The 23,055-nt window shown below is 51.3% G+C and carries 16 protein-coding genes; all 16 read left to right on the top strand.

The annotated features are described in order from the left end of the window. Positions 1-30 precede the first annotated feature (30 nt). The 16 genes from cbiT (at position 31) to def (ending at position 23,032) form a co-directional block, all read left to right on the top strand. On the top strand, positions 31-597 hold the full coding sequence (gene cbiT / locus DXB70_RS06295) for a precorrin-6Y C5,15-methyltransferase (decarboxylating) subunit CbiT (RefSeq protein WP_117795550.1): 567 nt from the start codon (positions 31-33) through the stop codon (positions 595-597). Between the two features lie 5 nt (positions 598-602). Beyond that, complete coding sequence (locus DXB70_RS06290; protein ID WP_118672907.1) at positions 603-1,703, top strand: tRNA-dihydrouridine synthase family protein; 1,101 nt, start codon at positions 603-605, stop codon at positions 1,701-1,703. Between the two features lie 166 nt (positions 1,704-1,869). Beyond that, entirely contained in the window at positions 1,870-3,543 is a 1,674-nt protein-coding gene (locus DXB70_RS06285; RefSeq protein WP_022358706.1) for a Na/Pi cotransporter family protein, read from the top strand. Then, on the top strand, positions 3,543-4,271 hold the full coding sequence (locus tag DXB70_RS06280) for a response regulator transcription factor (RefSeq protein WP_118672894.1): 729 nt from the start codon (positions 3,543-3,545) through the stop codon (positions 4,269-4,271). The genes DXB70_RS06285 and DXB70_RS06280 overlap by 1 nt, the downstream gene beginning before the upstream one ends. A 7-nt stretch (positions 4,272-4,278) precedes the next feature. Continuing rightward, positions 4,279-5,679, top strand: a complete 1,401-nt coding sequence (locus DXB70_RS06275; protein ID WP_118672893.1) for an ATP-binding protein — start codon at positions 4,279-4,281, stop codon at positions 5,677-5,679. 182 nt (positions 5,680-5,861) lie between these two features. Beyond that, a complete protein-coding gene (locus DXB70_RS06270; RefSeq protein ID WP_106999973.1) occupies positions 5,862-6,884 on the top strand; it encodes an ABC transporter substrate-binding protein in 1,023 nt (340 codons plus the stop codon). A 130-nt stretch (positions 6,885-7,014) separates the two neighbouring features. Beyond that, on the top strand, positions 7,015-7,932 hold the full coding sequence (locus DXB70_RS06265) for an ABC transporter permease (RefSeq protein WP_022358702.1): 918 nt from the start codon (positions 7,015-7,017) through the stop codon (positions 7,930-7,932). Continuing rightward, positions 7,932-8,729 (top strand): ABC transporter ATP-binding protein, encoded by a 798-nt coding sequence (locus DXB70_RS06260; protein WP_118672892.1) that lies wholly within the window; start codon positions 7,932-7,934, stop codon positions 8,727-8,729. The genes DXB70_RS06265 and DXB70_RS06260 overlap by 1 nt, the downstream gene beginning before the upstream one ends. A 556-nt stretch (positions 8,730-9,285) precedes the next feature. Beyond that, positions 9,286-10,965, top strand: a complete 1,680-nt coding sequence (locus DXB70_RS06255; protein ID WP_022358700.1) for a C40 family peptidase — start codon at positions 9,286-9,288, stop codon at positions 10,963-10,965. A gap of 15 nt (positions 10,966-10,980) precedes the next feature. After that, complete coding sequence (locus tag DXB70_RS06250) at positions 10,981-12,660, top strand: SH3 domain-containing protein (protein WP_118672891.1); 1,680 nt, start codon at positions 10,981-10,983, stop codon at positions 12,658-12,660. A gap of 325 nt (positions 12,661-12,985) precedes the next feature. Continuing rightward, positions 12,986-13,792 carry an ATP-dependent Clp protease proteolytic subunit gene (locus tag DXB70_RS06245; RefSeq protein ID WP_118468813.1) on the top strand — a complete coding sequence of 269 codons (807 nt, stop codon included), beginning with the start codon at positions 12,986-12,988 and terminating at the stop codon, positions 13,790-13,792. Positions 13,793-13,931: 139 nt separating this feature from the next. Further along, positions 13,932-17,228, top strand: a complete 3,297-nt coding sequence (locus tag DXB70_RS06240; protein WP_243099913.1) for a DNA translocase FtsK — start codon at positions 13,932-13,934, stop codon at positions 17,226-17,228. A gap of 42 nt (positions 17,229-17,270) precedes the next feature. Then, entirely contained in the window at positions 17,271-18,734 is a 1,464-nt protein-coding gene (locus DXB70_RS06235; protein WP_118472678.1) for a UDP-N-acetylmuramoyl-L-alanyl-D-glutamate--2,6-diaminopimelate ligase, read from the top strand. 18 nt (positions 18,735-18,752) lie between these two features. Further along, positions 18,753-20,162: a UDP-N-acetylmuramoyl-tripeptide--D-alanyl-D-alanine ligase gene (murF, locus tag DXB70_RS06230; RefSeq protein WP_118650900.1), complete on the top strand. Its 1,410-nt coding sequence runs from the start codon at positions 18,753-18,755 to the stop codon at positions 20,160-20,162. Positions 20,163-20,323: 161 nt separating this feature from the next. Then, positions 20,324-22,540: a primosomal protein N' gene (gene priA / locus DXB70_RS06225; RefSeq protein ID WP_118672890.1), complete on the top strand. Its 2,217-nt coding sequence runs from the start codon at positions 20,324-20,326 to the stop codon at positions 22,538-22,540. Between the two features lie 18 nt (positions 22,541-22,558). Then, positions 22,559-23,032, top strand: a complete 474-nt coding sequence (def, locus tag DXB70_RS06220) for a peptide deformylase (protein WP_022358693.1) — start codon at positions 22,559-22,561, stop codon at positions 23,030-23,032. Positions 23,033-23,055: the final 23 nt, after the last annotated feature.

Genomic DNA, 23,055 nt, shown 5'->3' with positions numbered 1-23,055 from the left:
TATGAGAATTTAGAAAATGGGGAGTACCAAATGCGAGATGAATGGTTTATCCGGGGCAAGGTCCCGATGACGAAGAGTGAGGTGCGGACCGTGTCATTGTCCAAGCTGGAATTGTATGAGGACTGTGAGTTCTGGGACATTGGCGCGGGAACGGGTTCTGTCAGTGTGGAAGCGGCGGTAAGCTGTCCGGGGATTCATGTGTGTGCGTTTGAATATAAGGAAGAGGCGGTTGAACTGATCCGGGCAAATTGTGAGAAAGCCAGAACAGAGGCGGTCACGATCGTGCCGGGAAAGGCGCCGGAGACATTTGCACAGGTAAGTGTTCACCGACCGGATCGGGCATTTATCGGGGGAACAACCGGACAGATGCGCGAGATTCTGGATGAATTGTTCCGCTTGAACCCAGATATCCGGATTGTGATCAACCTGATTGCGCTGGAGTCTCTGACAGTGCTTATGAGTTACCTGAAAGAGCGCGGGATAGAGGCGGAGATTCTGTCCATGCAGATTGCAAAAGCGGAGAAGATTGGTTCCAGTCATTTGATGAAAGGGCAGAATCCGATCTATATCATATCACTGGGAGGAAATGAAGCGTGAAGAAAATGATTCAGCCAGAGGCATTAAAAGTGGGCGCGAATCGTATAAGCGCGAACGATGCAAGGAGTGTAAAATTAGATTTTGCACCAATGGAGGGAATCACGGGATACATATTCCGGCAGGCGCATGCAGTCATTTATGGGGGCGTTGACCGGTATTACAGTCCGTTCATTGCACCAGGTTCCAGTCATAAGCTGACATCCAGGGAGAGGAACGATATTCTTCCAGAGCATAATCAGGGATTATGCCTGATCCCGCAGATTCTGACGCATTCGGCGGAAGATTTTCTGTGGGTTTGCGAGGAACTGGCGGAGTATGGATATAGGACGGTTAATCTGAACCTGGGCTGTCCGTCGGGGACGGTGGTTACGAAGAAAAAGGGCGCGGGATTTTTAGCCGAGCCGGAAGATTTGAGCTTGTTTCTGGAGGAAGTCTGCAATGGGTTGGAAAAAATCCACGCTGCGGATGGAAAGCCGGTGCGTTTGTCGATCAAAACCCGGATCGGCATGAAAGAAGCGTCTGAATTTCCACGCCTGCTCGCAATCTATAATCATTATCCGCTGGAAGAACTGATTGTACACCCGAGAGTGCGCGAGGACTATTATAAGGGGAAAATACGGATGGAGTCATTTGCGTATGCGCTGGAGCAGAGCCGCTGCCCGGTCAGCTATAATGGAAATCTTTTTTCGGCGGCGGATGCGTCTGCACTTATGAAAGAAATTGTAGGACAAGATGAAGCATCTGATAGCGGTAAAACGCAGAAAAAAATGAAATTAGCCGCACTGATGTTTGGGCGCGGTGCGGTTGCGAGCCCGTGGATTTTTGGAGAGGTGCGGAATCTGCCATCCTCGAATCATCTCCAATCCTTCCAGCAGTTCCACGATCGCCTCCTGACCGGTTATGCAGAAATCATGTCCGGCGACCGGAATACTTTGTTTAAAATGAAGGAACTCTGGTACTATTTCCAGTGCCATTTTCCGGGATGTGAAAAAGAATTGAAGAGGATTAAGAAGGCACAGAAGCTGTCTGACTACCGGGCTGCTGTTCAGGCGATGTTTGCGAGCGGGCGGTTTGTGGAAGATGGTTTTCGCAACCCGGCACCATAGGAGTGATACCGGGCTGTCCTGTAACCATCCTCTCATTCAGGCAGTACAGTGTTGCGAATATCAAATTTTACACAGATTTTACATTTCCTGCTGGTTATTTTTACATTTATTTGATATAGTGAAGACATACTATGTGTAAAGATCAAAAGATGATGGGAGAATATGTATGTCTATTAGTACTTTGGGAACACTCTTTCAGTTCATTGGAGGACTGGGAATGTTCCTGTATGGAATGGAGTCGATGGCGGATGGTCTGCAGAAGTTTGCGGGCAACCGTTTACAACGTGTGCTTGAGATCCTGACTTCGAACCGCTTGCTGGGCGTGCTGGTGGGCGCGGGTGTTACCGCGATCATTCAGAGTAGTTCCGCGACGACGGTTATGGTCGTTGGTTTCGTAAATGCCGGAATTATCAATCTTTTGCAGGCGACCGGCATCATCATGGGTGCCAACATTGGTACGACTGTGACGAGCTGGATTGTGTCGATGAGTGAGTGGGGCGAGGTGTTAAAGCCAGAGTTCTTTGCACCGGTTCTCTTCGGTATCGGCGCATTCATCACGATGTTTGCTAAGAGCCACAAGAAAAAAGAGGGTGCCGAAGTCCTGATCGGTTTTGCACTCCTGTTTATCGGTCTTTCTTTCATGTCCGGTTCGATTGAGCCGTACCGGGATGCGCCGATCTTCTCCGAGTCCTTCCGGGTACTGGGACAGAATCCACTTTTAGGTATTTTAGTCGGTCTGGCAGTTACCGCAATCATCCAGAGTAGTTCCGCGTCCGTCGGTATTTTACAGATGCTGGCGATCAACGGCATGGTAAACTGGCAGTCAGCAGTCTTTATTACATTGGGACAGAACATCGGTACCTGTGCGACCGCGCTGTTATCCTGTATCGGTACGACCCGTACGGCAAAGCGTGCGGCGGTCATTCACCTTCTGTTCAATGTGACGGGTGCAGTTGTATTTGGCGTCGCTTTATATATCGTGTTTATGATGAATCCGGAGCTTGCGATGACGCGTGCGGACAGTGTGGGAATTTCGATTTTCCATACGATATTTAACGTTGTCAACACCTGCATTATGTTCCCGTTTGCTGGTTTCCTGGTAAAGGCATCGGATGTGATTGTTCCGAAGCCGAAGGAGACAGAGAAAGAGTGGTCGGCAAACAGTGTCGAGACCGAGATGATCCGTCACTTAGACGACCGTATCCTCGAAACTCCGTCCTTTGCGATTGAGACGGCGTGCAACGAGGTTGTCAACATGGGCAAGGTAGCGGTTGCCAACCTGAAAATAGCGACAGCAGCCTTAGTGGATGCAGATGATAATTTCTGTGAACAGGTATTTGAAAATGAAGAGACGATCGACCGCATGGAGAAAATGCTGACCGAGTATCTCTTAAAGATCAACAACCTCTCCTTGAATGATGAACAGCATCTTCTCGTTAAGAATATGTATTATACAATCGGTGATCTTGAACGTGTCGGTGACCACTGTGAAAACTTAGCAGAGCTTGCCAAGAAACGGATTGAGAATGTGAATATTGATTTCTCGGATCTGGCGCTGAAAGAGCTGCGGACGATTGCAGATGCAACGCTTAAATCGGTCGAGGCGTCCGTGGAGGCGCGTCAGGCGCATGACATGCAGAAAGTACGTCAGACTGCCCGCTGGGAGGAAGAGGTTGACAATATGGAGGAGGAGATGCGCGAGAGCCATATGAACCGTCTTTCCAATGGAGAATGCAAGATTGAGGGCGGTGTTATCTTCCTGGATGCACTGGCAAATTATGAGAGAATCGCGGATCATGCCAAGAATGTAGCTGGCTACGTAAAGGAAGAGATGCAGTAATGAAATATCGGATATATGTGATTGAGGATGATGAAAATATCCGGAATCTGATCTGCGTGGCACTGGAAAACTTCGGTTACTGCGCCAGCGGATTTGAGACGGCAGAGGAAGCGCTTGACAGCCTCTCGGCCCTGCTCCGGAGAGGCAGGGAGGCGCAGCGGGAGTATCCGGCGATGTTTGTATTCGACTGGATGCTGCCGGGGATGGACGGCATGGCGGCGATCCGCAAGATCCGGGAGATGCCGGACTTTTCCGCAGCCCCGGTCCTGATGCTGACGGCAAAGGATCGTGAGATGGATATTGTACAGGGACTTGACAACGGTGCTGACGACTACATGACGAAACCGTTCGGTATTCTGGAGCTTTCGGCGCGCGTCAGAAACCTTTTAAAGCGGGTGGAACCTGCAAAAGAGGAGGTTTCCAGCCTGACAATCGGTGAAGTCAGCATCAACCGGGAGACGCGAGAGGTGATTGCCTGCGGCGACCGGAGGGAGCTGACGCTCAAAGAATTTGAACTTTTAACATATCTCATGGAACATATCAACCGGGTGGTGACGCGCGACGAGCTTCTCGACCATATCTGGGGCTATGACTATGATGGGGAGACGAGAACGCTGGATATGCACATCAAGACACTCCGGCAGAAGCTGCATGACGCCGGAGCCCAGATCAAGACAGTGCGTGGCGTGGGCTATCGGTTTTTAAAGGAAAAAGAAGCGGGAAAGTGATGAAACGATGCGAAAAGCGATTTTGACGAAATTTATTCATCTGTTATTCCTGGCGCTGGTTCTGAATACATTTATCGCTCTGGTGGTTACCAGCAGTGTATTGCTCAAACGGTCAAGGGAGGACATGCATTTTGCATTGGAATCCGTTGACCGTATGTTGGATTATACGGGAAATGTGGAAGAACAGCTGATGGATTTGAGCGACCTTACGAACGACAATAATAGCCGTTATACGCTGATCCGGATGGATGGCACGGTGGTGGCTGATACGGAAGTAGCGCAGGTGAATCAGATGGAAAATCATCTGGAGCGCAAGGAAGTGAAGGATGCGCTGGCGACGGGCTATGGATATTCGGTGCGCCGTTCCGGAACGTTAGGAATGCAGATGGCGTACGCGGCGATCTGTTCATCGGACGGCAAATACATACTGCGCCTTTCTGCCTGTTCAACCGGTTTGGGTGAATATATCCTGATGTTGATTCCGGCCGCTTTTTTGAGCTTTGGAATAGCTTTTTTTGCATCGGCAATGGAGGCGGAACGGTTTTCCCAGTCCATCACGCGTCCTTTGCAGGAAATTTCCAGTGAAATGGTGCGGATGGATGACGACTACACGCGTTTTCAGTTTGAAAAATGCCCGTATGAGGAGATCAATGTCATCGCGGACACGACGACGCGGATGTCCCGGAATATGAAGAAATATCTGGAGCGCATCGAGAAAGAAAAACAGATCCGGCAGGAGTTTTTCAGCAATGCATCGCATGAGCTGAAAACACCGATCACTTCGATCCGCGGTTATGTCGAGCTTTTGGAAAGCGGCATGGCACAGGATCCGGACACGGCACGTGATTTTCTGGGACGCATAAAAAAAGAGGCAATGCGGATGACGAACCTGGTGGATGATATTTTGATGATCTCCCGTCTGGAATCGCGCGGTGCGAAAGCAGATATTGTGACAATCCGCACGGTGGAACTGCTGGAGGACAGCCTGTCTTCGATTGCCGCGCAGGCGGCGTCGCGCGGCATCACAGTCCATAAAGAGTGCGAGAATTTCACGATTCGTGCCGATCTGCGCCAGATGCAGGAGCTGTTTAACAATCTGTTGACAAACGCGGTCAAGTATAACAACGAGGGCGGCGAAATCTGGGTGCAGGTCAAGCACTGGGGCGCGGATATGATACTGACGGTCCGCGACACCGGCGTCGGCATCCCGGCGGAGAGCCAGAGCCGTATTTTTGAGCGGTTTTACCGTGTGGATAAAGGGCGCAGCCGCAAACAGGGCGGCACCGGGCTTGGTCTTTCGATCGTCAAGCATATCGTGAATTTTTATCATGGAAGCGTGAAGGTAGAGTCGGAAGTCGGAAAAGGTTCAACGTTTACGGTGAAACTGCAGATCGCGGAAGCAAAATAAAAAAGAGTCAACCTAAATTCCCTATAAAATAGCGGAATTTTAGGTTGACTCTTTTTGGAGTTTGTAGTATGATTGCTTTAAAGCGTAACAGTTCAGCTCTTTAAAGCGAAAAATAAATCATGGTTTGATGCATAAGAGGAAAATCTGTTACATACGTTGAAAAGGTTCAGGAGGATGATATTATGAGAAAGACAAAGAAATTAGCAGCCCTGATGCTGGCTGGCGCGATGGCGGCATCCCTGGCAGCTTGCGGAGGACAGACAGCAAGTACGGACACGACAGCAGCGGAGTCCGCAGACGGAGAAGAAAGCAAAGAGGCAGAGCAGACAGCAGACGGCGAGACCTATAAGATTGGCGTATTACAGCTGACCCAGCATGTGGCACTGGATAAGACCAATGAGGGCTTCGTGGCAGCGCTGGACGATGCAGGCATCAAATATGAGATCGACCAGCAGAATGCAGCTGGCGAGCAGTCTGCATGCCAGACGATCGCAGAGAAACTGGTCAACGATAAAGATGATTTGATTTTTGCAATCGCAACCCCGGCAGCACAGGCAGTTGCAGGTGTGACGGATTCGATTCCGATTCTTGTCAGCGCTGTTACCGATCCGGCGGCTTCCGGTCTGGTAGAGAGCAACGAGGTTCCGGGCGGCAACGTATCGGGTACTTCTGATCTGACTCCGGTTAAAGAGCAGATTGATCTGATGCAGCAGATTATTCCAGATGTAAAAAAGGTCGGACTTCTGTATTGCAGCGCGGAGGCAAACTCCGTTCTTCAGATTGACATGGCGAAAGAAGCACTTGATACAGCTGGTATTGAGTATGAAGATTACACCGTTTCCAATTCCAATGAGATTCCTACCGTTGTAGAATCTATGGTTGGCAATGTAGACTGTGTATACACACCAACCGACAACATGATCGCAGCTGGTATGGCAACCGTAACGATGGTAACAAATGAGAATAAACTTCCGGTTATCTGCGGCGAGAAAGGCATGGTAGATGCAGGCGGTCTTGCTACTTACGGTATTGATTACTACCAGTTAGGCTACATGACCGGTGAGCAGGCCGTTAAAATCCTGACTGAGGGCGCCGATATTTCTAAGATGCCGATCGGTTATCTGGACGCTTCCAAGTGCGAGCTGAGTGTCAATGAAGAGACAGCGCAGACGCTGGGAATCGATGTATCTGGACTTGAGAAATAAAGAGTACCAGAAAGACCTAAACTTCAAATGAGATGGACTGTCAGATCAGAAGCATAAAATAAATATGCCGATCTGGCAGTCTTTACAGTTAATCAGATGAAGAAAATACAAAACACGGGGAGGTAAAAGTTTGAGCGGTTTATTAGTATCCCTGCAGGGCGCGGTCGCACAGGGCGTTCTTTGGGGAATCATGGTATTGGGAGTTTATATTACATTCCGCCTGATGGATATCGCGGATATGACGGTAGACGGAAGCTTCGCGTTGGGCGCCTGCGTTTGTGCAGTCCTGGTAGTCAACAAAGGAGTAAATCCGGTGCTGGCACTTTTAGTTGCGGCGGCAGCCGGTGTCGTGGCTGGTGCGGTAACGGGTATTCTTCATACTGTATTTGAGATACCAGCGATTCTGGCAGGAATTCTGACTCAGATTTCCCTCTGGTCGATCAACCTCCGGATCATGGGAGGAAAGAGCAATCTGCCGCTTCTGAAAGTCAAGACACTTATCAGCGGTCTGGCTGCTTCCTTTGGGATGACCCAGGCACAGGCATCGATGATCGTTGGAATTGTGCTGGCTGTGGCGGCTATTCTGTTTCTTTACTGGTTCTTCGGAACCGAGATCGGAAGTGCGATGCGTGCAACCGGTAACAACGAGGATATGGTGCGCGCGCTGGGCGTGGACACCCGTATGACGAAGCTTTTATCCCTGATGGTCAGCAACGGTCTGGTCGGTCTCTCCGGCGCGCTTGTCTGCCAGAGCCAGAAATATGGTGATGTTGGAAGTGGTACCGGTGCTATCGTCATCGGTCTGGCGGCGATCGTCATCGGCGAAGTCCTGATGGGACGATTGACCTCTTTCTATTGGAAACTGACTTCCGTGGTTGTCGGTTCGGTCATTTACTTTGTGATCCGTGCGGTTGTACTCCGCATGGGTATGGATGCAAACGACATGAAGCTGCTCTCTGCTGTCATTGTAGCACTGGCACTCTGTATTCCGGTAGCACTCGCTAAATACCGGCTGAGAAAAGATTATTCAGAAGGGGGTGAGGAGTAATGCTGACGATAACAAATGTAAAGAAAACTTTTAATAAAGGAACTGTTAATGAGAAAAAAGCCTTAAACGGTATCAACTTACACCTGGCACCGGGCGATTTCGTGACGATCATCGGCGGAAACGGTGCTGGAAAATCTACCATGTTAAATATGATCGCAGGCGTATATCCGATCGATTCCGGTAAAATCGAGATCGATGGCGTAAACATATCCAGAGAACCAGAATACAAACGCGCTAAATATATCGGCAGAGTCTTCCAGGATCCGATGCACGGCACCGCCGCCAATATGGAGATACAGGAAAATCTTGCCATGGCACTGCGCCGCGGCAAATCCAGAGGACTCGGCTGGGGCATCAAAAAGAATGAAAAGGACTTCTACCGTGAGGCATTGGCACAGCTCGATCTGGGGCTTCAGACCCGTATGACCAGCAAAGTGGGCTTACTCTACGGCGGACAGCGCCAGGCGCTCACCCTTCTGATGGCAACCCTCCAGAAGCCAAAGCTCCTTCTTTTAGACGAACACACCGCCGCCCTCGATCCCAAAACAGCCCGCAAAGTCCTCGATCTCACCGAAAAGATTGTAGATGAACAAAATCTGACCGCGCTTATGGTTACCCATAACATGAAAGATGCGATTCAGATCGGCAACCGTCTGATTATGATGCACGAAGGTCGGATTATCTACGATGTAGCAGGGGAAGAGAAGAAGAATCTGCAGGTAGAAGACCTGTTAGAGAGATTTGAAAAGGTAAGCGGAGAAGAATTTGCGAATGACCGTATGATGCTTGCCAAATAAGCAGGGGTTATAAGATTTGAAGGCGTTTATCTCAGTCGAGAAGACTCCCACCTCTTCAGGTGGTGAGTAATAGCAAATTTGTCTCAGTGGGAGTCCGTTCTCCGACTGAGATAAACGCTCCGCGAGGATGCGCAGTGATTCTGATAGGAATATGTCAGCTTCGCTGACCAGAATCACGCGCCAAGTCTCACGGACGTTCGACTTGAATAAAATCAATAACCGATAACGGACAAAAAGTATACGGAATGAAAAGTGGGTCAACAAATTAAAAACCACGACTATAAGTGAGAAAGAATGCCCTCCGGCGGCGCGAGCGGTCGGAGGGCATTCTTTCTCACTTATAGTCGTGCATTCTCCTCTCCCATATTTCCAACTAATTCCACCTTTCACGACTTAACCGTTTATCTACAACTTAACACTTCTGTAATAATTCATTTATAGAAAATTCATTTTTTCCTCCACATCCTTCCTTGGCAATTCCCTACGAATATGATAAAATAAAAATTACGTTTAAGATATTAAGTCATAATTTCAAGAAAAATCAGGAGCGATCCATATGTTAGAAGAAGAAAACAAAAAAGAAACGCAGGAGTCAGAACAGGTGCCAGCGGCGGAGCGGATTCAAGAGCCGGAAGCAGTTCAGAGTCAGGAATCAGAGCCAGCTCAGGATCAGACACCAAATCCGGTCCGGGAATCCGCGGGACATTCGCGCAGGCGCCAGGGCGAAGATAAGAGTCAGAATCTGCGCTTCGGAGTGATAGCAGCAGGGGTGGTGATTGCTCTTGCAGTTGCAGCATTTGCAGGCAAGTCCCTGCTCAGCCGTCAGGCGGGAGCCGGAACTGCAAAGAATGGGGCGGCGACAGCATCAGAGCTTTCGAAGGACGAGGCATCCGAAGAGTCCAGAGCGGAGGAGATCAAAGAGAAAGAAGCAGTGGTAGCTTCCTATAAAAATCTGGGTATCGTGCAGGTGTCCGGTTATCTGAATATGCGTGAGACGGCGAGCACGGACGGCAACATCATCGGCAAGCTGATGGGCGACAGTGCGTGTGAGATCGTGGATGATTCAACCGAAGGCTGGTATCAGGTCGAATCTGGCGGTATTTCTGGTTATATCAGCTCAGAGTTTGTCCTGACCGGGGATGAGGCGAAGAAAAAAGCGTTGGAACTGGTTGAAAAGCGGGCGCTCATCACGGCAGATTCCCTGAACATCCGAAAAGAGCCGAACACGGAGTCTGAGGTTGTCGGTCAGGCATTGAAAAATGAGCGCTATGTGGTCGAGGGTGAGCCGGAGAATGGCTGGATTCAGATTTCGAGCGGTTACATTTCCACGGATTATGCGGAGATCAAATACGCACTCAATGAGGCGCGGAAGCTGGATATGCGTGCGATGGTGCTGAATTTATACAAAAATCTGGGTATTTCCAGTGTGGATAATTACTTGAATGTGCGCGATCAGCCAAGTGAGGATGGCAATATCATCGGTAAGATGACGAGCAAGTCTGCCGGAGAGATTCTGGAGACGAGCGAGGACGGCGGCTGGTATAAGATCCAGTCGGGTCCCGTCACTGGATATGTGAAGGCGGAGTATATCCTGACAGGAGATGCGGCGAAGCAGGAGGCGATGGAGGTTGCAGAACTGATGGCGATCGTTTCAACCGACCGCCTGAATGCCCGCACGGAGCCGAGCACGGATGCGCCGATCTGGACGCAGATCTCTAACAATGAGCGTTACGATGTTATAAGCCAGCAGGATGGCTGGGTCGAGATTGCGCTCGATACGACGAGTGCGTATGTGGCGACTGATTTCGTAGATGTGCGTTATGCATTGCCGGAGGCGATCCCATTTACCCCATTAAAAGAAAAGGAATCCTTGCGGACCCAGATTGTCAACTATGCGCTTCAGTTTGTCGGAAACCGTTATGTCTGGGGCGGTAATGACCCGCATTCGGGTGTGGACTGTTCTGGTTTTACAAAGTATGTATACAGCCATGTGGCGGGCGTGTCCCTGCCGCGGGTGTCCCGGGAACAGGCGCGGACGGGTACGAAGATTGATTCTTCGAAGATGCGTCCGGGCGATCTGATTTTCTATACGAATCGCAAGGGAACGGTCAACCATGTGGCGATGTACATTGGCAATGGTCAGATCGTCCATGCGGCGAGCCGGAGAAGCGGCATCAAGATTTCTACCTGGAATTACCGGAATCCGTACCGGATTGTCAATATGCTGGGAGACTGATAGGGAGAGGATAAGATGGAAGAGCAAAAGACAGAAGATTATAAAGAACGCCTGCAGAAAGTACGTCAGAGACGAAATGGCAAAGATCCGATGCACTGGTTCATGATCGGAGGCTGTGCTGTCATTGTGGTGCTGGCTCTGGTTATCATCGTGAAGCTGGCACAGGGCGGCACGTTCGGAGGTTCTGGAAACGCCCGGGTGGCATCGGCATCCGAGGCAGAGGTGCAGGAAACCGTGATCGGAGAGACGCTGCCGGAGGATGAGGAACAGGCAAAAGAGGACGAAGAAAAGAAAAATGTAGTCGAGTCCTACCAGAATCTGGGTATTGTGGATGTATCTGGTTATCTTAATATGCGTGAGAGCGCCAGTACAACCTCCGATGTCATTGGCAAACTGATGGGCGGCAGTGCGTGCGAGATTCTGGACGATTCCCAGGAAGGCTGGTATCAGATATCTTCCGGCGGTCTGGAGGGCTACATCAGTTCAGAATTTGTACAGACCGGCGAGGCGGCAAAAACAGAGGCATTTGAGCTGGTCAAGAAGATGGCGGTCATCACGACTGACAAGCTGAATATCCGGAGTGAGCCGAGTGAGGACGCGCAGGTGCTGGAACAGGCGCTGAAAAATGAGCGTTATTCCATTGTCAGCGAGCAGGACGGCTGGATTCAGATCAGCGGGGGCTATATTTCAGCGGATTATGTGGATGTGCGCTATGCGTTAAATGAAGCGCGTAAGCTGGATCTGCGGACGATGGTTCTCAATATGTATGACAATCTGGGTATTTCCAATGTCAATAACTACTTAAATATCCGCGTGGAGCCGAAGGAGGATGCGAAGATCATCGGTAAGATGACGAGCAAGTCCGGTGGTGAGATTCTGGAAACGACCGAGGATGGCGGCTGGTATAAGATCAAGTCCGGTCCGGTTACTGGCTATGTTAAATCCGAATTTATTCTGACTGGAGATGCGGCGAAGCAGGAGGCACTGCAGGTTGCACAGCTGATGGCGATCGTATCAACTGACCGTCTGAATGCCCGTACGGAGCCGAACACGGACGCGCCGATCTGGACGCAGATTTCCAACAGCGAGCGGTATTCGGTTATGAGCCAGCAGGATGGCTGGGTGCAGATTGCACTGGATGAGACGAGTGCCTATGTAGCGACTGAATTTGTCGATGTCCGGTATGCGTTAAATGAGGCGATCGAGTTTACACCGGTTGAGGAGACACCGGAGGCTGAGACCAAGGCGGCGAGCAGCAAGGGAGGCTCTGGAAGCAAGAGCAGCAGTAAAGGTGGTTCTGGCAGCCAGAAAGCATCTTCAAGCGGCTCCTCCAAGCGTGCGCAGATCGCAAACTACGCGACTCAGTTCCTTGGGAATCCGTATGTATGGGGCGGTACCAGCTTGACAAATGGTACGGATTGTTCTGGATTTACGATGTCGGTTATGGCACACTTCGGCGTCGGCCTGCCGCATCATTCGGGTTCCCAGGCGGGAGCAGGAAGAAGTATCAGTTCTTCCCAGATGCGTCCGGGTGATCTGATCTTCTACACAAACAGCGGTGGAACGATCAACCATGTAGCACTCTATATCGGCGGCGGGCGCGTGTGCCATGCATCGAATGCAAGGGATGGTATCAAGATTTCCACCTGGAATTACCGTACCCCGGCGAAGATCGTCAATGTACTGGGCGATTAATTCCATGGAAAGTCAATAAAAAATATTTGAAAGAGAGCAGGGAGAAAAGGCAGCTTTTCCCAGCTCTCTTTTTCTGTTTCATAGGAAATTGTGTCCTATGAAATAAAAAACGCATCGCGGGGATGCGCACTCGCGCGAAGCAGAAACATGTCGCAAGTGACCGCGCGAGACGCCCGAATGTGCCAAGGCACATCCTTGTTTGTATAAAAAGCGGTTTCAGTGAATAAAGATAATAGGAAGACAGAATACTAAGAATGAATTAGGCAGTTGAGAAAAAACATTGAATCCGCGTGTAAGATGGAAAGAGCGCAGAAAAGAGGAAAATATGATTCGGGCAAATCGTGAAAACAGGGAATGGGAAAATGAAGCGTGGGACAAGCAGGCAGATAAGGTGGGAGAAAGTCGGGAACAGGCGCAGGAGGATCCGATTCAGAAGCGTGAAAATGGACAGACGGATATTACGGGAAAGAATGGCAATCACATTGAATTAATCTCGATCATCGGAGAGATAGAGGGACATGAAAATTTGTCCGGCAATACGAAAACGACGAAATATGAGCATATTCTGCCTAAGCTGGCGGAGATCGAGGAGAGCGGTGAGACGGAGGGAGTTTTAGTCCTGATTAACACGGTGGGCGGCGATGTAAGCTGTGGACTGGCACTGGCGGAGATGATTGCTTCGCTCAGCAAACCGACCGTTTCACTGGTCATCGGGGACAGCCATTCGATCGGTGTGCCGCTCGCAGTGGCGGTCGATCACTCTTTTATTGTCCCGACCGGGACGATGATGGTACATCCGGTACGGATGACGGGGATGGTGATCGGTGCCGTGCAGACGTATGATTATTTTGAAATGATTCAGGATCGTATTTTAAGCTTTGTGTCCGGACACAGTCAGATCTCCTATGAGCGCCTCCGGAGCCTGATGCTCAATACGGAGATGATGACAAAAGATCTGGGAACGGTCCTGGTTGGCGGGGAGGCGGTCCAGGAGGGACTGATCGATGAATGCGGCGGGATCCGGGAAGCGCTTGCATGGCTGAACCGGGCGATCGATGGGAAGAAACAAGAAATAGATGCACACGACCGGATGACGAAGACGGATTTTAGTGAAAATCTGAAAAGAAAGTAGAACATACGTGCGAAAATTTTAGGAAAGCGTTGCTTTTTTCCCTGAATTTGGGTATACTGAATGAGATAATAAGAATGTAAAATGAGAAAAGCAGTCTGCGGGAGGCTGTATTTTGTGAAACAGGAGGAACCGCAGATACATGGGAAATGTTGGAGGCATGAGACAGGTGGCAGATACAAGCAGGAAAAGACAGAGTACAGAGCGTGCCGGGGAGACAGCTGGGACAGAGAAAAAAGCCGGGCGATCCAGAAAGTCCCCTGCGGCGAAGAAAGCGGAGAAGACGCTGAACGAGAAAAAGAGTAGGGGGAAGAAGAAAGCTTCGTCTGGAAAAGGCACCGCGAAAGGAACAGGAAGCCGAAGCCGCGCCAGCCAGGCGCCGGAGCCGGTGGAGAAAAGTGGTACAGGGGCATTTATGGGAACGGAAGTGGCGATTATTGTATCATTTGCAATATCGGTACTTTTGTTTTTGAGCAATTTCGGGCTTTGCGGCTTTGTCGGAAGTTTTCTGCGATCGACTCTGCTTGGCGTATTCGGCGTGATGGGGTATCTGGTGCCATTCCTTTTATTTATGGGAACTTGTTTTTATCTTTCAAACCGAGGCAACCAGAAAGCCGTAGCCAAGTTGGTGGCGGTTGGCGAGGTGCTTCTGGCATTTTGCGGACTTTCCCAGCTTCTCATGGGAGGCGGTCAGCATCTGGACTGGAATCTGGGCGATTATTACGCGCAGGCAGGTGGAGGCGGCTTTATCGGTGGCATTCTGATGCTGCTGTTGTGCGGAACAGTGGGAACGATCGGAGCAGTTCTGATTCTGCTGGTGCTTTTGGCACTCGGTGCTGTGTGCATTACGGAGCGTTCCCTGGTAAACTTCGTTAAACAGGGCAGCGGAAGGGCATATGAGTATGCGAAAGAAGATATGAGCCGCCGCCGTGAGATACATGAGGAGAAAAAGGAAGAAAAACGCCGTCTGCGGGAGGAGCAGCGGGTCCGTGGCGTTGATCTCGAGGGCGCCAAGCTGACCGAGCTGCCAGTGATGCGGAATTTCTCGGAAGGAGTCCCGGAGGGAACCGTGCTGGGACCGGAGGATGCACCGGAGGAATTCCGTGAGATGCATGAAAGGCAGGAAAACTTGCAGGATGAGGCCGTGGCTTATGATGATTGGACCGATGTTCCGGCAGAGGGAAAAAATCTGGCACAGGATTCCGGACAGGGAGTAGAGAAGAAGAATCCGGCAGATGTATTTCGCGGTCAGATATTTCACGGCGGCGGAGCGGTAGAACCGGAACCGGTGGAGTATGAAGAAGATCCGGTGGAGTGCGAAGAAGAACCAGTGGAATCGGAGCAGGATCCATATGCATACGCTGGTTCAGAATCCCAGCTTCAGGAAGAAGCGGAGCGCGAGACGGCGCGGGCGGTAAGAGAGACAGAATTTGCAGAGGAGCCTGCAGAGACAGAGGACAGTGCGAGCGACCAGCTTCTGAAACGCCTGTATGTACGCCGTGATACCCGGACGATGGAAGAGTTTGCCGGCAGCGAGAGCCGGAAAGGTCCAGGCTATTATCCGGTAGAGACACGGGAGAAAACGGCTGCGGAGGCGGCGTCCGGTTTGACCGCAGAGGAGGTTCATACAGATTTAGGGCATCAGGATGTCTTTGAGCCATCGGAAAACGAGTGGGAAACCGTTTCGATGGGGAATGAGGATGAATGGAACGAACCTATATCTGGGGAAACGGATTCCGAACCAATCGATGGCTATTATAAGACGCTGGAATCAGAGCGGGGCGAGACAAAGGGCAGTTTCTTTGTCCCGGAGGATTCCAAAACGGTCGTGACCGCATCCGGAAAGGTGATCGAGACAGATACAGAGGCGATACAGAAAAAACTGGAGCAGAAACGGGAAGAACGAAAAGCACTTCCAGTTGAGGAACTGACGGTTCCAGAGCAGATCGAGCGCAAGGAAGAGGAAGAAAAGAAGATCCAGAAAGAATACATATTCCCGCCATTGACGCTTTTAAAACGCGGCACGGGACAGACCGATTTCTCGGATCAGGAGTACCGGGAGACAGCGATCAAGCTGCAGCAGACGCTCCAGAACTTCGGCGTGGGCGTGACGGTTACAAACATCAGCTGTGGACCGACGGTTACCCGCTATGAACTTCACCCGGAGCAGGGTGTTAAGGTCAGCAAGATTGTAGCGCTGGCGGATGATATCAAGTTAAATCTGGCAGCGGCGGACATCCGTATCGAGGCACCGATTCCTGGCAAGGCGGCGGTCGGTATCGAGGTTCCGAACAAGGAGAACCATGTGGTTCTGCTGCGCGATCTGCTGGAGTCAGAGGCATTTAAGAAATATCCGTCCCGGCTGGCATTCGCGGTCGGAAAAGATATCGCAGGTCAGACGGTTGTCAGCGACATTGCGAAGATGCCGCATCTTCTGATCGCGGGTGCGACCGGATCGGGTAAATCAGTCTGCATCAATACGCTGATCATGAGTGTGATTTATAAAGCGAAGCCGAGCGAGGTCAAGCTCATCATGATCGACCCCAAGGTGGTTGAGTTAAGTGTATACAACGGTATTCCGCATCTTCTGATTCCGGTTGTGACCGACCCGAAAAAGGCGTCCGGCGCCCTCAACTGGGCGGTGGCAGAGATGACCGACCGTTACCAGAAGTTTGCAAAATACGGCGTGCGCGATCTTAAGGGTTTCAATGCCAAGGTTGAGTCGATCGCGGATATCGACGATCCGAAGAAACCGGAGAAACTGCCGCAGATCATCATTATCGTGGATGAGCTTGCCGATCTGATGATGGTAGCGCCGGGCGAAGTAGAAGATTCGATCTGTCGTCTGGCCCAGCTGGCGCGTGCAGCGGGCATTCATCTGGTGATTGCGACGCAGCGACCATCGGTCAATGTCATCACCGGTGTGATCAAGGCAAATATTCCGTCGAGAATTGCTTTTTCCGTCTCTTCCGGAGTGGATTCCCGTACCATTATTGATATGAACGGCGCGGAGAAACTGCTCGGAAAGGGCGATATGCTGTTCTATCCGTCGGGCTATCAGAAACCGCAGCGTGTACAGGGCGCGTTTGTGTCCGACAATGAGGTTTCGGATGTGGTCGGATTTTTGAAACAGGAGGGGCTGACCGCAGAGTACAGCGCCGAGGTTGAGTCCAAGATCCGTTCGACGGCGATGGATGCGGGCTTTGGCGGCGGTGAGCGCGATGCCTATTTTGCACAGGCAGGTAAATTTATTATTGAGAAAGACAAAGCATCCATCGGCATGCTGCAGCGTATGTTTAAGATTGGCTTCAACCGTGCCGCGCGTATCATGGATCAGCTTGCAGATGCAGGCGTGGTCGGTGAGGAAGAAGGCACGAAGCCGCGTAAGGTGCTGATGAGCATGGAGCAGTTTGAAAACATGATGGAAGAAGGATATTAAAAAGCGGAATCATTATAAAATATCAAAATCAGGAGGTATCCTATGAAGCTTAAAAGCTGGCTGAAAGAATTGCCGTATACATTATTGCAGGGCAGCCTGGAGACGGAGGTTGACGAGGTGGTCTACGATTCAAGAAAGGCGGCGCCGGGGACGGTGTTTGTGTGTATGCGCGGGGCAAACGTTGATTCGCATACCTTTATCCCGGATGTGGTTGAAAAGGGCGCGCCGGTTCTGGTGGTCGAGCATCCGGTTGAGGCGCCTGAGAACGTGACGGTCATTCAAGTGGAGAATGGACGGAACGCGCTATCGCTTCTTTCGGCGGCACGTTTTGATTATCCGGCGCGGAAGATGACGGCGATCGGTGTGACCGGCACGAAGGGAAAGACGACTACCACTTATATGATCAAGGCGATTCTGGAGGCAGCCGGACAGAAGACGGGTCTCATCGGAACGAACGGCGCTGTGATCGGTGAGAATCATTATCCGACCAAAAATACGACGCCGGAATCCTACATTTTGCAAGAATATTTTGCAAAAATGGTGGAAGCGGGCTGCCGTTACATCGTGATGGAGGTTTCTTCCCAAAGCTACCTGATGCACCGGGTAGACGGACTTTTCTTTGATTATGGAATTTTCCTGAATATTTCCAATGATCATATTGGCCCGAATGAACATGCAAGTTTTGAAGAATATCTTTACTACAAAAAGCAGCTTTTGAAAAACTGCCGGACAGCGCTCGTCAACCGCGATGATCCGCACTTTGATGCGATCGTAGAAGGGGCGACAGCAGAGATCCTGACCTTTTCATTGGAACAGGCGGCTGATTTTACAGCGGATGACATTCACTATGTACGCGAACATGATTTCGTGGGCGTCGAATTTCAGACGCATGGACGATATGAGAGCGATCTGCGTGTCGGCATTCCGGGCAAATTTAACGTGGACAATGCGCTGGCGGCAGCGGGCGTGTGCAGCTTCTTTGACCTGCCGAAGGAGAAAGTCTGCCATGCGCTGGAACATATCCAGGTCGATGGACGGATGGAGATTGTATATAAATCAGCAAAGTGCACCGTGATCGTTGACTACGCCCACAATGCGGTCAGCATGGAAAGTCTTCTTCTGACGCTGCGCGACTACAAGCCGAAGCGTCTCGTCTGCGTCTTCGGATGCGGCGGCAACCGGGCGCGCGATCGCCGGTACTCGATGGGAGAGATTGGCGGAAAGCTGGCAGATCTGTCGATCATCACGGCGGATAATTCCCGCTTTGAGAAAGTGGAAGATATTCTGGCAGATATCAAGGTCGGACTTGCAAAAACCGATGGCAAATACGTTGAAATCCCGGATCGCCGCGAAGCGATTGAGTACAGCTTGTCCCATGCGGAAGATGGCGATATCATCGCGATCATCGGAAAAGGGCATGAGGATTATCAGGAGATCGAGGGCGTGCGCTATCATTTCCTTGACCGGGAAGTAGTGCAGGAGACGGTGAAGAAGCTGCATATGTAATCAATTTGGAGGCAAAATATGGACCATATTACAGTCAGACATATCGTGGAAGCAGTGTCGGGAACACTGCTCTGCGGAGATGCAGATACAGAGTTAAAACACATCAGCATTGATTCCCGGAGTATGCGCGGGGCGGATCTGTTTGTTCCGCTGATCGGGGAGAAATCAGACGCGCATCGTTTCCTGGTTCAGGCGATGGACAATGGGGCGGCAGCCGCACTGACTTCGGAGCATGAGGCGGCACCGGAGGGCTTTCACGGCGCGCTGATCCAGGTGAAAGATACGAAACTGGCATTGCAGACGATCGGGCGCTGCCTGCGGGCACGTCTTTCTATCCCGTTAGTTGGTATCACCGGCAGCGTGGGAAAGACGACGACGCGCGAAATGGTGGCGGCGGCGCTTTCAGCGAAATATAAGACATTCAAGACACCGGCAAACCACAACAGCCAGATCGGTGTGCCACTCACGATCTCGGAGATTTCTGAGAATGATGAGATCGGCGTGCTGGAACTGGGAATGAGTGAGCCGGGCGAGATGGCGGTGATCGCGGAGATTGCGGCGGTGGATTCGGCAGTCATGACGAATATCGGTGTGACGCATATTGAGAATCTGGGCTCCCGCGAGAATATCTTAAAAGAAAAGCTGCATATCCAGGACGGTATGAAGGCAGGCGGAATCCTGTTTGTAAATGGAGATAATGATATGCTTTCCACCGTGCATGCAAAAGCAGGCTGCCATACCGTCCGTTATGGACTTGGAGCAGATAATGACTACCGCGCCGAGGATCTTTCATATCCGGATGGATTTCCGTCCTTTACGATGGTACACGGCGAGGTGCGCGTCCCGGTGAAGCTGACTGTTATGGGCGAGCACAATGTCATGAATGCGCTGGCTGCCCTGGCGGTTGCGGATGCCTACGGTGTGCCGCTTGCCGATGCAGCGGAAAAGCTGCTTGAATTTGGCGGGTTCAAGAACCGTCAGCAGATTTATCATAAAAATGGTTATACGATCGTGGACGATACCTACAATGCAAGCCCGGATTCGATGAAAGCGGCGATAGGTGTGCTTTCTTCCCTGCCGGCAGGACGCAGAATTGCGGTTCTGGCAGATATGAAGGAACTGGGAGAGAATACGATTCAGTTCCACCGTGAAGTTGGTGCGTTTCTGGCGGAAAAACCGGTCGATATCCTGGTTGTATATGGCGAACTGGCGCAGGCGATCGCCGAGGGAGCAAAGAAAGTCAAACCGGATCTGCATGTCGTTTCGTTTGAAGAGGATGAAAAAGAAGATATGCTTGACTGGCTGGATGCACAGATCGGTGAGGGAGATGCAGTCCTGTTCAAGGGTTCCAACAGTATGAAGCTGGGGGAGACGGCAGCGAGGTTTATCTCAGTCGAGAAGACTCCCACCTCTTCAGGTGATGAGTAATAGCAAATTTGTCTCAGTGGGAGTCCATTCTCCGACTGAGATAAACGCTCCGCGAGGATGCATAGTGATTCTGTAAAGAATATGTCAGCTTCGCTGACCAGAATCACGCGCCAAGTCTCACGGACGTTCGACTTGAATTAGAAATAGAAAGAGAAGGAATCATGGCGTATCAATACGCGGATATTATTATAGATATATCCCATGAGAAGGTGGATCGCCCGTTTCAGTACCGGATTCCGACGCAGCTGGCGGAGGAGATTACGGCGGGAACGTGCGTGACGGTACCGTTTGGAAAGGGTAATTCACTTCGGACTGGATATGTGGTGGGAATGGGAAATACGGCGGAATATGACCCATCCCGCATCAAGGAGATAGCTGGGATCGCACCGGGCAGTATGTCGGTGCAATCCCAGCTTATCCGTCTGGCGTGGTGGATGCGGGAACGTTATGGCGCGACGATGAACCAGACGCTCAAAACCGTACTTCCCGTCAAGGAAAAGATAAAACCCCGCGAGAAAAAGACGCTGCATTGTCTTTTAAACCAGGAAGAGCTGGAAGCGGCAATCCTGGCGGCACAGAAGCGGCATTATAAGGCGCGGGTGCGGCTCCTTGAGGCATTCCGGGACAATCTGGATATTCCGATGGAATTTGCCCGACGGGAGCTTGACCTGACCCTGGCGACGATCCGCCCGATGGAGGAACAGGGACAGCTTTCAGTGAAAGTTTCCCGTGAGGAACGCGGGTTAAACCATGCAAAACTGCCGCGTCCAGCCGGACAGACCGTGCATCTCAATGAAGAGCAGCAGGCGGCGGTTGACCGTTTCTGTGAGGATTATGAGACGGGGAAACGTGAAACGTATCTGATTCACGGCGTTACGGGAAGTGGAAAGACCGAAGTCTACATGGAGCTGATGGCGCGTGTCCTGCGGGATGGAAAGCAGGTGATTCTGCTGATCCCGGAAATTTCGCTGACATATCAGACGGTGATGCGGTTTTACCGGCGATTTGGCGATCAGATCGCGATTCTGAATTCCCGTCTCTCTGCGGGAGAACGCTATGATCAGTGGGAACGGGCGGCGCGGGGCGAGGTTTCCGTGATGATCGGACCGCGGTCGGCGCTGTTTGCCCCATTTTCCAATCTGGGACTGATTCTGATCGACGAGGAACATGAGGGCGCCTATAAGAGCGAGACGATGCCGCGCTATCATGCAAGGGAAGTAGCGGCGGAGCGCGCCCGGCTTTCCGGGGCTTCGCTGGTCTTGGGCTCAGCGACTCCTTCCCTGGAATCGTATCTGCGGGCGCAGAATGGCGAATATGTGCTTCTGACTCTGCATCACCGGGCGGTGGCGGGAAGTATCCTGCCGAAGGTACAGATCGCTGATATGCGTGCGGAGATGCAGGCAGGCAATAAATCGGTGTTCAGCCGGTCATTGGATGCAATGTTGACAGAGAGACTCGCACGTGGCGAGCAGACGATGCTTTTTATGAACCGGCGCGGCTATTCCAATTTTGTTTCCTGTCGTTCCTGCGGAAAGGCGGTGACCTGTCCGCATTGTGATGTTTCCCTGACACTACACGGGAAGAACCGTCTGGTCTGTCATTACTGCGGCTATACGATTCCACTGATGAAGCAGTGTCCGTCCTGCGGATCACCGTATATTGCCGGGTTTGGGGCCGGAACGCAGAAGATGGAAGAATTTACGAAAATTCGGTTTCCGGATGCGAGGATCCTGCGGATGGATGCGGATACAACGGCAAAAAAAGGCGGACATGAAGCGATTCTGGAGGCATTTGCAAATCGTGAGGCAGATATCCTGATCGGCACGCAGATGATTGTAAAAGGGCATGATTTTCCGGGAGTGACGCTGGTCGGAATCCTGGCGGCGGATCTTTCCTTAAATACGCCGGATTACCGCAGCGCGGAGCGGACGTTCCAGCTTCTGACGCAGGCGGCTGGCAGAGCGGGACGCGCCGGGAAGCCCGGCGATGTGGTCATCCAGACGTACCGGCCGGAACACTATGCCGTGCAGGCGGCAGCGGCGCAGAATTATGAGCTGTTTTACAGCCATGAGATCAATTACCGGAGGCTGCTTCATTATCCCCCGGTCTGCCAGATGGCTGCGGTTTATTTTGCCTGCGGCGATGAGGCGGTGCTGGATGAATGTGCGGAAATGGCGGCGCGGCGGCTGCGCGAAAGTGCCGAGTGTATCGGTCCGGTTCCGGCACCGGTATACAAAGTTAATGACATCTACAGAAAAATTTTATATATAAAGTGTGAAAAATGTGCTATACTGGATCAAATCAGGGGTCAGATTGAAACCCTGGCTGCCGCAGATACAAAATGGCAGGCGGTCCAGATTCAATACGATATATCATAGAGAGGAAGAGTGTATAAAATGGCAATCCGGTCAATTAGAACTATTGGCGATGAGGTACTGAAAAAAGAGTGTAAGGCAGTGACGGAGGTAACCGATCACACACTTGAACTGATAGAGGATATGTTTGACACGATGTATTCAGCCGGCGGCGTAGGTCTGGCAGCACCGCAGGTCGGTATCCGCAAACAGATCGTAGTAATCGACGTGGAGGACGGCAACCAGTATGTCCTGATCAATCCGGTCATCGAGGAAATGTCCGGCAGCCAGACTGGTCAGGAAGGCTGCTTAAGCGTTCCGGGCAAGGCTGGTCTGGTAACCCGTCCGAGCCATGTAAAGGTACGCGCGCTGAACGAAAAAATGGAAGAGTTTGTCCTGGAAGCAGATGATTTCCTGGCACGTGCGATCTGCCATGAGTGCGATCATCTGCACGGACATCTGTATGTGGAGTTGGTAGAAGGTCCGTTAGAGGATGTAGCGGCAGAGGAAGAATAAAGCACATTGGCAGAATGAGAGAG

This window comes from Clostridium sp. OM05-5BH (assembly GCF_003481505.1).
Taxonomy (GTDB): Bacteria; Bacillota; Clostridia; order Lachnospirales; family Lachnospiraceae; genus Otoolea; species Otoolea fessa.
Note: the sequence above shows the minus strand (reverse complement) of the source record. Positions and strands in the feature narration are given on the sequence as shown.